This is a genomic window from Bradyrhizobium sp. (assembly GCF_017881085.1).
GTDB lineage: Bacteria > Pseudomonadota > Alphaproteobacteria > Rhizobiales > Xanthobacteraceae > Bradyrhizobium.
The window spans coordinates 1-12,195 of the sequence record NZ_JADGRI010000151.1 but is presented as its reverse complement, the minus strand read 5'-3'; the positions used below and the strand labels follow the sequence as shown (position 1 = coordinate 12,195).

Genomic DNA, 12,195 nt, shown 5'->3' with positions numbered 1-12,195 from the left:
AACGCCGGCACGCCGCCGACATTCGGGCTCTCGCCGACGCCCTTGGCGCCGATCGGGTGATGCGGCGACGGCGTCACGGTGAAGTCGGTCTCCCAATGCGGTGTCTCGACCGCGGTCGGCATGAAGAAATCCATGAACGAGCCGGTGACGACGTTGCCCTCGGGATCGTAGCGGATCTCCTGGCCCATCGCGATGGCGAAGGCCTCGGTCAGGCCGCCATGCACCTGGCCCTCGATGATCATCGGGTTGATGCGGGTGCCGCAATCATCGAGCGCATAAAAACGCTTGATCTTGTAGACCCCGGTGTCGACGTCGATGGTCATCACGCAGATATAGGCACCGAACGGATAGGTCATGTTGGGCGGATCGTAATAGCTCACCGCCTCCAGCCCCGGCTCCATGCCCGGCGGCACCGAGTTGTAAGCCGCCCAGCAGATGTCCTTCATCGACATCGTCTTCTCCGGCAGGCCCTTGACGCGGAAGCCGTCGATATCCCATTCGAGATCGCCTTCGTGCACCTCGAGCTTGTAGGCGGCGATCATCTGCGCTTTTGCCTTGATCTTGCGCGCGGCCATCGCGATCGCCGCACCCGCCACCGGCGTGGAGCGCGAGCCGTAGGTGCCGAGCCCGTAGGGCGCGGTATCGGTATTGCCTTCCTCGACCATGATGTTGTCGGCGGGAATGCCGATCTCGGTGGCGATGATCTGCGCCCAGGTGGTCTCGTGGCCCTGGCCGGTGCTCTTGGTGCCGACCCGGGCGATGCCGGCGCCGGTCGGATGCAGCCGGATTTCGCAGGAATCGAACATCGCGATGCCCAGGATGTCGCAGTTCTTCGACGGGCCGGCGCCGACGATCTCGGTGAAGAACGACACACCGAGGCCCATGATCTCGCGGGTCTCGCCGCGCTTGAACGCCGCGCGCTGTGCCGCCTGCTGCTTGCGCAGGCCGGCATAGTCGACCGTGTCCATCATCTTCTTCATCGCGGTGTGGTAGTCGCCGGAATCGTATTCCCAGCCGAGCGCCGAGTGATACGGGAACTGTTCCTTGCGGATGAAATTCTTCAGCCGCAATTCGGCCGGATCCATCCCGAGCTTTTGCGCGAGAATATCCATGCCGCGCTCGATGCAGTAGGCCGCCTCCGTCACCCGGAACGAGCAACGATAGGCGACGCCGCCCGGCGCCTTGTTGGTGTAGATGCCGTCCACAGACAGATGCGCGGTCGGGAAGTCGTAGGAGCCGGTGACGATGTTGAAGAAGCCGGCCGGCCATTTCGACGGATCGGCGCAGGCGTCGAACGCGCCGTGATCGGCGAGCACATGGACGCGCAAACCCGTAACCTTGCCTTCCTTGGTGGCCGCGATCTCGGTCGTCATGTGGTAGTCGCGCGCGAAGGAGGTCGCGGTCAGGTTCTCGATGCGGTCCTCGACCCATTTGACCGGTTTTCCCGTTACGATGGTGGCCACGGCGGCGCAGATGTAGCCGGGATAGGCACCCACCTTGTTGCCGAAGCCGCCGCCGACGTCGGGCGAGATCACATGGATCTTCTGTTCCGGAATTTTCGCGATCAGCGCCACCACGGTGCGGATCACATGCGGCGCCTGGAAGGTGCCCCAGATCGTCAGCTCGCCCCTGATCTTGTCGAACGAGCAGACGCACTGGCAGGTCTCCAGCGGCGACGGATGGGTGCGGTGATAGGAGATCATCTCCTTGATCGTGACATCGGCCTTCTTGAACGCGGCGTCGGTAAGATCCCTGTCGCCCACGGTCCACTCGAAGATGTGGTTGTGATGCTTGCGCGGCCCGTGCGCGCCGGTCATTTTGCCGGCGAGGTCCTCGCGCAGCACCGGGGCATCCTTGTCCATCGCCTTGAACGGATCGATCACCACCGGCAGCGGCTCGTATTCGACCACCACCTTGTTGATGCCGTCATCGGCGGCGTAGCGGTCGGTGGCGACGACGAAGGCGACCTCCTGGTTCTGGAACAGCACCTTGCCGTCGGCCAATACCATCTGCACGTCGCCGGCGAGCGTCGGCATCCAGGCAAGGTTGACGGTCTTCAGCGTCTCGGCAGTGATGACCGCCAGCACGCCCGGCACTTTCAGCGCTTCTTCACTGTTGATCGATTTGACCCGCGCATGGGCATGCGGCGATCGCACGAAATCGCCGTGCAGCATGCCCGGCAGTTTCAGATCGTCGACATAATTGCCCTTGCCTTGGGTGAAGCGGGCGTCCTCGACGCGCTTGCGCTTGCAGCCCATGCCTTCGAGGTTGGCTTCGCGTTGTTCCCGCGTGGGAGTCATGTCGTTCATTCCGCAGCCTCCTTGAATTCGACGCCATTGATCTTGTCGGCAGCGTACTGGATTGCTTTCACGATGTTCTGGTAACCGGTGCAGCGGCAGATATTGCCCGAAATGCCCATCCGGATTTCTTCTTCCGAAGGCCGCGGGTTCTCCTGCAGCAGGCGTTGCGCGCGCAAGATCATGCCGGGGGTGCAGAAGCCGCATTGCAGCCCGTGCATCATGCGAAAACCTTCCTGCAATGCCGACAGCGAACCGTCGGCATTGGCGACGCCCTCGATGGTGGTGATCTCGGAGCCCTGAGCCTGCACCGCGAACAATGTGCAGCTTTTCACCGACATGCCGTCGAGATCGACGGTGCAGGCGCCGCAATGGGTGGTCTCGCAACCGATATGGGTGCCGGTCAGCAGCAGGTTCTCGCGGATGAAGTGCACCAGCAGCGTGCGCGGTTCGACGAGGCCTTCGACCTCGGCGCCGTTCACTTTCATGGTCACATGGGTCTTTGCCATTTTTGTTCCCTCCCCCTTAACCGGCACGGCTGGCGGCGCGGGTCAGCGCCCGCGTCACCATGATGCCGCCGACATGTTTGCGGTATTCGATCGGGCCGCGCGCGTCGGCGGCCGGCGACATGATCGCCTCCGCCGCGGCCGCGGCCTTCTTCAGTGTCGCCGGATCGAGGCTGGTTCCGATCACGGCCTTGGCCGCGTCAACGGCCAAAAGCGGCGTTTCGTGCAGATTGGTGAGGCCGATCGCGCAGGAAGCGACCTTGCCGCCCGACATGGTGAGCATCACGGCTGCCGCCGCGGTGGCGTAGTCGCCGATCTTGCGTTTCAGCTTCTCATAGGCGTAGCCGTGACCGTTGGCCGGCGCCGGGATCGATATCGCGGTCAGGATTTCGCCGGGCTCGAGCGCAGTGAAATAGGCGCCCTGATAGAACTCGGTCGCCGCGACCTCGCGGGCGCCGCCGGGCCCTTCGAGCCGATAGCTCGCGCCCAGCGTCAGCATCAGCGCCGGCATATCGTTGCCGGGATCGCCGTTGGCGACATTGCCGCCGATGGTGCCCATGTAGCGTACCTGCGGATCGGCGATCAGAAGCGCGGTTTCGTGCAGGATCGGCAGCGATTTGGCGATTTCATCCGAGGCCAGCAAATCGTGCTGGGTGGTCATGGCGCCGATCACGACCTTGTTTCCGTCGCGGCGAATGCCCTTCAGGCCGGCGATGCCGTGCAGGTCGACCAGATGTTCGGGGGTGGCGAGCCGAAGCTTCATCATCGGGACCAGACTGTGGCCGCCGGCAAGGGGGCGGGCTTCGTCGCCCAATGTCGAGAGCAATTTGACCGCATCGGCCACGGTCACAGGCCGGTGATAGCTGAACGGGCCAGGAATCATCGTCTCCTCCATGCGTCTTTTTTAAATCCAGACGTCGCGCGGAGGCTGTTCTGGGAATTGTTCGCAAGCAAGGCGGCGATAGCTGCGAGGTCACAAGCGGAGGGAATTCGCACGAATGGCGGAAAGCCCCGCACGAAATGCGTCAGGCTTGCCGACCTAATGAGGCCTGATGATTGCGCCTGATGAGTCCGAGCCGCGCCTTGACCTCGGCGATCTTGGCGCGGCTGACGGGAACACGGTGCGGCGACGGGCCGTCGAGCTCGATCACCGCGCCGTCGCCCTCCTTGCGGACGAAACTGACATGCGGGATCGCCACGATGTGGCTGCGGTGCACCCGGACGAACAGGCCGGGATCGAGCTGGGCCTCGGCTTCCGAGATCGACCACGGGCACATCCGCTCGCGGGTGCCGTCATGCACCCGGGTATAATGAGCATCGGCCCGGACGCTCCTGACGTCGGCGACATCGATGAAATGGGTGCCGTCGGCGCCCTCGATCGGCAGCCGTGGCGCCGGTGCGGCGCGCGGCGGCTGGCCGAGGCCGCCGAGCGGCGCCACCATCGACCGCGGCAGCGGGGCGGCAATTGCGTCCGGTTCGGACGCCGGCACCGGCGCGGCGACGAGGGCCGCGGTTCCCTGATCGATCGGGGCCGCGGCACCGGCGGCCGTTTGCCGCCGCGGATCCGGCACCAGCGACAACAGGAAGCCGGCTGCAATGACAAAACAAAGCACCGCCACGACCACCGACAGGATTTGCTGCGACGCGGCAAGCCCGCCCAGTTGGTGATGCGTCGCCCCCGAAAGCGGGACAAAATGCATGCCGTACATCGCGGTGTAGTGCATGCCGGAGACCGCGACGCCGAACGCGATCGAGCTCGCGATCAGCCGGATGCCGTCCTGCCGGGCCAGGAACACGCGCAGGCCGCCATAGGCCGCGACGATCGCGATTCCGATCGACAGCAGGATCATCGCGCCGTCGTGCTCTATCGCAAAATTGCCGGCAAGGCCGTGGATGCCGACATAATGCATGCTGACGATGCCAGCCCCGAGCAGCACCGCCGACGAAATCACGCGGCGCTGCGACGGCTCGCCGATCGAGAGGAAGAACAGGGAAACCCCGACCACCAGCGCGCAGATCAGGAACGAGACGATGGTGGGCAGCACGAGATAGACGGCCTCGGACGGAATCGGCGCCGCCAGCATGCCGACGAAATGCATGGTCCAGATGCCGACCGCGAGAAAGCCGGCGGCGCCCGACAGCAGGACGCGCCGGCTCACGCCCGGCGTGCCGCGGATTCGCGCGGCAAGGCCAAAGCCGGTGTAACCACCCAGGATCGCGATCACCACCGAGAGCGCGACGAGATAGGGATCGTGTCCTTCGAACATGATCGTCTCGGCCGCCCGTCTCCACGGGCGTGCCTCCTCCCACGCTCAAGTTTATAGGCGCGGCGGCGGAAATGACAATGAGTGGCGGAACGGCCGAACGCGATCCGAAGGCTACGCCGCGCGGATCGATCCGAGGAAACCGTTGACCTCGATCTTCAGCTGTTCGGACTGCGACGACAATCCGGTCGACGCCGCCAGCAGCTTGGACGCGGCGACGCCGGTTTCATTGGCCGCCTGCTTGACGCCGAGGATATTGTCCGTCACCTCGCTGGTGCCGGTGGCGGCCTGCTGAACGTTGCCGGCAATCTCGCGCGTCGCGCCGCTTTGCTGGTCCACCGCACTGGCGATCGCGCCGGAAATCTCGTTGATCTCCGCGATGGTGCCGACGAAGGTCTGGATCGCGGCGACCGCCTGTCCGGTCGCGGTCTGGATGTCCTGGATCTGCCCGGATATTTCCTCGGTCGCCTTGGCGGTCTGATTGGCCAGCGCCTTCACTTCGCTCGCGACCACGGCAAATCCGCGGCCGTGTTCGCCGGCGCGGGCGGCTTCGATCGTGGCATTCAGCGCCAGCAAATTGGTCTGGCTGGCGATGCTCTGGATCAGCGTCACCACTTCGCCGATCTTCTGGGTGCCGGACGCAAGGCCCTCGACCACGACGTTGGTGCGGCGCGCCTCCTCGGCGGCCTTTTCGGCGATTTCGGCCGAGCGCGTCACCTGCTTGCTGATCTCGCCGATCGAGGCCGTGAGTTCTTCGGTGGCCGAGGCGACGGTTCCGACGCTGCCCGACGCATGCGTCGACGCGGTCGCGGCCGCGGTCGCCTGGCGCGCCGTTTCCTCGCTGCTGGAGCTCATCGACGCGGAGATGGCCTGCATCTCGCCGGCTGCGACCGCAACCGCCTGGACGATACGGCCGACCTTGCGTTCGAAGTCGGAAGCCAGATCGCGCCGCGCCGCGTCGCGATCGTGCTTGGCCTGATGGTCGGCCTCGATCCGCGCGGCCTGGGCGCGGGCCTCGGCGGCGTGGGCCGCCTCCACTTCGGCGGTTTTCTGCGCGGTGGCTTCGAACAGCTGCGAGAGCTGGTGGGCGAGCCAGACCAGGACGGCGGCTTCCATCACCAGAATCACGGCGTGCAGAACCACGCGCCCGAGATCGCCGCCGCCGGGGAAGATCGCCGCGGGCAACAGAAAATTCAGGATGAGATGGTGGAGCGCGACCGCGACGGTGCCGATCACGATCGGCCGATAGTCGCAATAGGCGACGAGCAGCGCCAGCGCCGCGAAGAAATACATGTGCACGTCGATCTGCCAGGCGCTCCCCGAGAGCTGATAGGCAAACACCGAGACGCCGCCCATCAGCGCGACGGCAAAGATCAGGCGTGTCGACAAGCCGTTGCCCGCCATGCGCCACGACACTGTGGCGGCGGCGGCCAGCACCGCCAAGAACAGCGCCGGCAGCAGCCAGTCGGAGCCGCGCACCATTCCGATCGCCATTGCGACCGGAAGGTGGATCCAGAGCAAGGCGATCAGTGCCTTGCTGGTGGTTTCTCGCAGCGCTTCCAGATCCTTGCTCTCGACGATCATGCTCAAATTCCCCCAGGCTTATTTTGTGAGGCAGGCGGCGATCGCCTGCGGATCGATGGCAAACCAGGCGCCGGACTCGCGCAGTCGCGCCAGTCCGTCACTTCTGTCCGGCTGCACCACGAGAATGGAAGGTATCGCGGTAATCCTGACAATGACGGCGTCAGCGGCGGCTGCCGCGGCGAAGATTCGTTGCGCGCTCCACCAGGGCGGAAACGCCACGGCCACAATCTCGGCGCCGGGCCGGACCTGCAACGACAGCGCCGCCATCCCGACAAAGCTCGCGATCAGCAGGCCGGTAGCCCCGACCCATGCCGACCAGCGAGAGGCCCTGAGGGATGATGAGTGTTCCATCCTTCAAATTCATACGTCGATAATGATAATTGCCCGTAAATGCCCGGGCCGTCCGCAGGTATCCACACACTGTTCGCGATATAATCACACCGTCGTCGGGCGATTGTGCTGCAACGCAGCAGAACGTCTCTCAAGCGCCTGCTCCCGCCGCGAATACGCGGTCAGTCCCCCTCACCCGAAATGCGCTCTCGCGAATTTCGACCTCTCCCCGCAAAGCGGGGAGAGGTAAGTGAGCTCGAGCGCCGCCGCTCACGTGATCCCCGCGGCGACCTGGCCGCGCAGCCGCTCCAGGCTGAGCAGCGTATTGGCGCAGGCTTCCGCGACCTCGATGCCCTTGAGGGCAAAGTGCTTGCGGAAGAATTCGAAATGCGCCGCACTCTCGTGGAACTGCTGCGGCGTCAGCACCGCTGAGAACACCGGCACCTCGGTGCGCAACTGCACGTCCATCAGCGCCTTGATCACGGTGTCGGCGACGAATTCATGGCGATAGATGCCGCCATCGACCACCAGCCCGGCCGCGACGATTGCGGTGTAGCGCCTGGTCTTGGCCAGTATCTGCGCATGCAGCGGGATTTCGAACGAGCCCGGGACCTCGAACACGTCGATATTGGTGATGTGGCGCGCCGCGCTCTCGGCGAGGAAGGCGATCCGGCATTCCTCGACCACGTCGCGGTGCCAGGAGGATTGCACGAAGGCGACCCGCTGCGGTTTTGCGAACCGCGGATGCGCGGGAGCCGGCGGGCGATCCACCGTTTCGGGAGGATTCCTTACCTCACCGGCGTCTCTTATTTCAGAAGCGTTGAGGGGAGCATCTTGCAACATCTGATTCATGGCTTTCCTCTTTCAGGACCAGAATCAGGGCATACGGAACGACGGGCCACGCGCATGCGCGAGCCGACGCGACCGTTCTCTTTCATCCGGACTTTAACCGTCGGCTTCGGAGTCGCACCGAATCTGCTGACCCCTCTTCCCAAGGGATTCCAAAACAAGGAACTTCAAGAGAAGAAGGCGCTCGCGGGCTTGGGCTCCTGCACCCTTACCGCCGGTGGGGAGTTTCACCCCGCCCTGAGAACATCGGCCGCCCGGAATGAGCGGCCTGTAACAAGTATGGCGAAGGCAGGCCGCGCCAGCAAGAACCTTCCCCATGGGCAAAGCGCATGTCCCCATGCCCAAATTCATGCCCAGATCGGCGATTAAGCCGGCCGATCCGGCCCGCCGCCCGCGCGTATCCGGCGCGCCGGACTCGCATGCCGCGAATCCGATTCCGGTTTGTTCTCACGGCAAAAGTTAACGCCGCCGAAGAGCTGTGGACGAGCCGCGCTTTGCCTGTGGATGGACTCCGGGGTCGGTTGCGCCGATTCCGCAAATCACATCACTTGATCCGCGCAGGCTCCGGTGACCCCGCGGGATTGCAGTTGGCAGCGACGCGTCGATGCGTGTCGGCCTGCTGCGTGTGTAGCAACCATCGTTTCTTCAACGGCAAAGGCAAGGTCGAGCTGGCATGTCCCTCCTCGAAGGCATCATCGATTCCCGGATCAATCCGCTCGCGGTTGTCGAGGACATCGCCGCCGATAACAACTGGTCGTTCGAGCGCTCCGGCGAAGACGAGGTCACGATCGTCTCCAAGGGAGACTGGACCGACTACCAATTGTCCTTCACCTGGATGAACGAGATCGAGGCGCTGCATCTGGCCTGCGCCTTCGACATGAAGATTCCGCAGGCGCGCCGCGCCGAAGTGCAGCGGCTGATCGCCGCCATCAACGAGCAATTGTGGATCGGGCATTTCGACATCTGGACCCATACCGGCATGATCATGTACCGGCAGGCGCTGCCGCTGCCGGGCGGGCTGACCGCCTCCGCGGCGCAATGCGAGAGCATGCTGGTCGGCGCCATCCACGCCTGCGAGCGCTATTATCCGGCGTTCCAGTTCGTGGTCTGGGCCGGCAAGAGCGCGGCCGATGCCATGAGCGCGGCGATGTTCGACACCGAGGGCGAGGCCTGAGGGGTTCGCCAATTCCACGGTCGTCATGCCCGGACTTGATCTGACTTGATCCGGGCATCCATCACGCTTCAAAAGAGTCTTGCGAAGACGACGGATTGCCAGGTCAAGCCCGGCAATGACGGTAACGGTCGTCCCTGCGAAAGCAGGGACCCATACTCCGTGACGTCAGATATGTTGGACGGTGCTTGTTGCAAACATCTCGATCCACTAGAACCGGCTGTGGTTATGGCTCCCTGCTTTCGCAGGGACGACGAGTGAATTTGTGGTGACGCTGTTGGGAACGAATAACGCCTTGCAAAACATCACCGGCCCCATCGTGCTCGCCGGCGCGGGGAAGATGGGCGGCGCGATGCTGACGGGCTGGCTGGCGCGCGGGCTCGATCCGAAAGAAGTCGCGGTGATCGAGCCGCATCCCTCCGCGGAAATCTCCGCGCTTGTGACAAAAGGCGTTCGCCTCAATCCATCGGCAAAAGTCGCCGGCAGCGCCGCCACGCTGGTGGTCGCGTTGAAGCCGCAGATGTTCCGCGAGGCCGGCCCGGCCCTGAAACCGTTCGCTGGACCCGCGACGCTGGTGGTCTCGATCATGGCGGGCACGACCATCGCCTCGATCGCAGAGGTCTGCGGCGGCGGCGGCGTGGTGCGCGCGATGCCCAACACACCGGCCGCGATCGGCCGCGGTATCACGGTTGCGGTGGCAGCGAAGGGCGTCAATGCTGCGCAGCGCGCGGTTGCCGACGCGCTGTTGCGCGCGACCGGCTCGGTCGAGTGGGTCGATGACGAGAGTTTGATGGACGCGGTGACCGCGGTCTCCGGCTCCGGGCCGGCCTATGTCTTCCTGCTCGCCGAAGAGCTGGCGCGCGCCGGCGTCGAGGCCGGTCTGCCTCAAGAGCTCGCGGCAAAACTCGCGCGCGAAACCGTCGCCGGCTCCGGCGAATTGCTGCATCGCTCGGAACTTCCCTCCGCCACCTTGCGCCAGAACGTCACCTCGCCCGGCGGCACCACGGCGGCGGCGCTGCAAGTTCTGATGGGACCGGACGGCATGCAATCGCTGCTGACCCGCGCGGTCGCCGCCGCAACCCGGCGCTCGCGGGAGCTGGCGAAGTAGTGCGTCCGTCATTGCCGGGCCTAGTAGTCTGCCTTGCGCAGACTACGTAAACTTGTCTGCGCTCCCGGCAATCCATCACCTTCGCAAGATTCGCTTGAAGATCGATGGATGCGCGGGTCAAGCCCGCGCATGACGAGTTGACGCTACCCCGCCCCCAGGCGCTTGGTAAAAGCCTCGACGTTGACCAGCCCCCGCGCGTGGCGGCCCTCGCCGATGCGGCGCTTGTCGTCGAAGGCTTCAACCTCGAAGCGGATCACCCGTCGCTCCACCGCGATCACCTTCGCGGTCGTCCGCACGGTCGCGCCGACCGCGGTCGCCGCGAGATGGCGGATATCGACTTCGGTGCCGACCGTGACCCAGCCCGGCTGCAGATGGTCTCTGATGGCATCGCCGGACGCCATCTCCATTTCCAGGATCATCATCGGGGTCGCATAGACCATCGGCATGTGCGGAACGAAATGCCCGACCGTGCGCTCGGGCGGCACGACCAGCATGCGCTCGGCGCTCATGCCGATCTTGATGAAGTCGCGTGCATCCATGGGATTTGCCTTCTTCCCCTCTCCCCTTGTGGGAGAGGGTCGCTTCGCGAAGCGAAGACGGGTGAGGGGTCTGTCTCCGCGGATGCAGACCCCTCATCCGTCGCGGACTTCGCATAGCCGATGCAAAGCATCGGCGTCCTATTAAAGAACGGCGGCGCAGGCCGCCTACGGCCACCTTCTCCCACACGGGGAGAAGGAAGCGCTATTTCTTCGCTGCTGCCGCGCGCTCCACAAAAGTCTTGCCGCCCTTCATCTTGTGCGCCAGCGGGGCTTCGTTGATCTGGATGACGACGGCGTCGGCATCGACGCCGAGATTCTTCACCAGCGCCTGCGTGATGTCGCGCATCATGCCGGCCTTCTGTTCGTCGGTGCGGCCGGCGGCCATGCTGATGGTGATTTCGGGCATTTTGTCACTCTCCCTTTGCTCTTGCTCATTCGCCAAGCCGTCATTGCCGGACTTGATCCGGCAATCCATCATTTGAAAGATGGATACGCGGGTCAAGCCCGCGTATGACGAAATCAATTCCCCCACTTCACCTCATGCCGCGCCAGCACCTCGCGCACCTTGGCGACCAGTTCATCCTCCCTGCACGAAAACTGCGCAGGGCGGCTCTCGCGCCATTCCTGGTTGGAGGCGATCGCAGCGGCGGCCTTGGCGCCTTCGATCAGATCCTTGATCTGCACCTCGCCGCGCGCCTTCTCGTCGGAACCCTGGATGATCACGCAAGGCGAATTGCGCCGGTCGGCATATTTGAGCTGGTTACCCATGTTCTTGGGATTGCCGAGGTAGAGCTCGGCGCGGATTTTTGCCGCGCGCAAGGAAGCGACCATCTTCTGGTAATCGGCGACACGGTCGCGGTCGAACACGGTGACGACGACGGGGCCGAATTCCGGCTTGGTGTCGAGCTTGCCGAGCATCGTCAGCGCAGCCTGGAGCCGCGACACGCCGATCGAAAATCCGGTCGCCGGCACCGGCTCGCCGCGGAAGCGCGAGACGAGCCCGTCATAGCGCCCGCCGCCACCGACCGAGCCGAACCGCACGGGGCGACCTTTTTCGTCCTTGGTGTCGAGCAGTAGTTCAACCTCGTACACCGGGCCGGTGTAATATTCGAGGCCGCGGACGACGGAAGGATCGATGCGGATCTTATTTCGATCGTATCCTGCGGCTTCCACCAATTGTGAGATCAGTTGGAGTTCTTCGATGCCCGCCCGAGATGTCTCATTGGAACCAAAGTGAGTCATCATCCCTTCAATGACGCCTTTGTTACTTTCGGCAAAGAATGATTTATCTCCTTCGCTTTCCTCTGGGGAAAAGGTGCTCACAGGGCCACGCTCAGCGCGTGCCGATGGCGGCAAGTTGGTCACATCTTCTAATTCCGTCAGGTGGCCTTCTTGCAAGAGTGTAAAAACAACAATCTTTTCTATTTGCTTCTTGTCGAGGCCCGCTCCCTTGGTGAAATCACCGCTCTCATCTTTGCGTCCTTCTCCAAGGAGCTCGCGCACACCCTCCACACCTAGTCTATCAAATTTGTCAATCGCGCGAAGCA

At 64.0% G+C, this 12,195-nt stretch carries 12 protein-coding genes and 1 riboswitch; of the genes, 2 read left to right on the top strand and 10 right to left on the bottom strand.

Going from position 1 to position 12,195, the window contains the following annotated elements; translation table 11 throughout:
• The 7 genes from QZ213_RS15590 to QZ213_RS15560 form a co-directional block, all read right to left on the bottom strand.
• A partial coding sequence (locus QZ213_RS15590; protein ID WP_291686980.1) for an aerobic carbon-monoxide dehydrogenase large subunit occupies positions 1-2,309 on the bottom strand: 2,309 nt, incomplete at its 3' end.
• Positions 2,306-2,806, bottom strand: a complete 501-nt coding sequence (locus QZ213_RS15585) for a (2Fe-2S)-binding protein (RefSeq protein WP_291686979.1) — start codon at positions 2,804-2,806, stop codon at positions 2,306-2,308. The genes QZ213_RS15585 and QZ213_RS15590, both read right to left, overlap by 4 nt.
• 16 nt (positions 2,807-2,822) lie before the next feature.
• The gene (locus tag QZ213_RS15580; protein WP_291686978.1) at positions 2,823-3,686 is read right to left on the bottom strand and encodes a xanthine dehydrogenase family protein subunit M; all 864 of its coding nucleotides are present in this window, start codon (positions 3,684-3,686) and stop codon (positions 2,823-2,825) included.
• 142 nt (positions 3,687-3,828) lie between these two features.
• Positions 3,829-5,070, bottom strand: a complete 1,242-nt coding sequence (locus QZ213_RS15575) for an MHYT domain-containing protein (protein WP_291686977.1) — start codon at positions 5,068-5,070, stop codon at positions 3,829-3,831.
• 111 nt (positions 5,071-5,181) lie between these two features.
• Positions 5,182-6,651: a methyl-accepting chemotaxis protein gene (locus QZ213_RS15570; RefSeq protein WP_291686976.1), complete on the bottom strand. Its 1,470-nt coding sequence runs from the start codon at positions 6,649-6,651 to the stop codon at positions 5,182-5,184.
• Between the two features lie 18 nt (positions 6,652-6,669).
• Complete coding sequence (locus tag QZ213_RS15565; RefSeq protein ID WP_291686975.1) at positions 6,670-7,002, bottom strand: hypothetical protein; 333 nt, start codon at positions 7,000-7,002, stop codon at positions 6,670-6,672.
• A gap of 249 nt (positions 7,003-7,251) precedes the next feature.
• Positions 7,252-7,833 carry a 6,7-dimethyl-8-ribityllumazine synthase gene (locus QZ213_RS15560; RefSeq protein ID WP_291686974.1) on the bottom strand — a complete coding sequence of 194 codons (582 nt, stop codon included), beginning with the start codon at positions 7,831-7,833 and terminating at the stop codon, positions 7,252-7,254.
• A 70-nt stretch (positions 7,834-7,903) separates the two neighbouring features.
• Positions 7,904-8,079: riboswitch (FMN riboswitch) on the bottom strand.
• Positions 8,080-8,503: 424 nt separating this feature from the next.
• On the opposite strand from QZ213_RS15560, the gene QZ213_RS15555 reads away from it, so the two are divergent.
• Together QZ213_RS15555 and proC are read left to right on the top strand one after the other, a co-directional pair.
• On the top strand, positions 8,504-9,004 hold the full coding sequence (locus QZ213_RS15555) for a YbjN domain-containing protein (protein WP_291686973.1): 501 nt from the start codon (positions 8,504-8,506) through the stop codon (positions 9,002-9,004).
• 337 nt (positions 9,005-9,341) lie between these two features.
• Positions 9,342-10,109, top strand: a complete 768-nt coding sequence (gene proC, locus QZ213_RS15550) for a pyrroline-5-carboxylate reductase (RefSeq protein ID WP_291686982.1) — start codon at positions 9,342-9,344, stop codon at positions 10,107-10,109.
• Between the two features lie 143 nt (positions 10,110-10,252).
• Here proC and QZ213_RS15545 read toward each other — a convergent pair whose 3' ends face one another.
• From QZ213_RS15545 to QZ213_RS15535, 3 genes are all read right to left on the bottom strand, one after another.
• Positions 10,253-10,648: a hotdog domain-containing protein gene (locus tag QZ213_RS15545; protein ID WP_291686972.1), complete on the bottom strand. Its 396-nt coding sequence runs from the start codon at positions 10,646-10,648 to the stop codon at positions 10,253-10,255.
• 202 nt (positions 10,649-10,850) lie between these two features.
• Positions 10,851-11,123: a tautomerase family protein gene (locus tag QZ213_RS15540; protein WP_291686981.1), complete on the bottom strand. Its 273-nt coding sequence runs from the start codon at positions 11,121-11,123 to the stop codon at positions 10,851-10,853.
• 44 nt (positions 11,124-11,167) lie between these two features.
• The coding region (locus tag QZ213_RS15535; RefSeq protein ID WP_291686971.1) for an ATP phosphoribosyltransferase regulatory subunit at positions 11,168-12,195 on the bottom strand (1,028 nt) is incomplete at its 5' end.

What these genes read in the sequence shown, in the direction of transcription:
- QZ213_RS15565 (WP_291686975.1), bottom strand. Translation starts at nt 7,002, where the DNA reads ATGGAACACTCATCATCCCTCAGGGCCTCTCGCTGGTCGGCATGGGTC.
- QZ213_RS15560 (WP_291686974.1), bottom strand. Translation starts at nt 7,833, where the DNA reads ATGAATCAGATGTTGCAAGATGCTCCCCTCAACGCTTCTGAAATAAGA.
- QZ213_RS15580 (WP_291686978.1), bottom strand. Translation starts at nt 3,686, where the DNA reads ATGATTCCTGGCCCGTTCAGCTATCACCGGCCTGTGACCGTGGCCGAT.
- QZ213_RS15555 (WP_291686973.1), top strand. Translation starts at nt 8,504, where the DNA reads ATGTCCCTCCTCGAAGGCATCATCGATTCCCGGATCAATCCGCTCGCG.
- proC (WP_291686982.1), top strand. Translation starts at nt 9,342, where the DNA reads ATGGGCGGCGCGATGCTGACGGGCTGGCTGGCGCGCGGGCTCGATCCG.
- QZ213_RS15585 (WP_291686979.1), bottom strand. Translation starts at nt 2,806, where the DNA reads ATGGCAAAGACCCATGTGACCATGAAAGTGAACGGCGCCGAGGTCGAA.
- QZ213_RS15540 (WP_291686981.1), bottom strand. Translation starts at nt 11,123, where the DNA reads ATGGATTGCCGGATCAAGTCCGGCAATGACGGCTTGGCGAATGAGCAA.
- QZ213_RS15570 (WP_291686976.1), bottom strand. Translation starts at nt 6,651, where the DNA reads ATGATCGTCGAGAGCAAGGATCTGGAAGCGCTGCGAGAAACCACCAGC.
- QZ213_RS15545 (WP_291686972.1), bottom strand. Translation starts at nt 10,648, where the DNA reads ATGGATGCACGCGACTTCATCAAGATCGGCATGAGCGCCGAGCGCATG.
- QZ213_RS15575 (WP_291686977.1), bottom strand. Translation starts at nt 5,070, where the DNA reads ATGTTCGAAGGACACGATCCCTATCTCGTCGCGCTCTCGGTGGTGATC.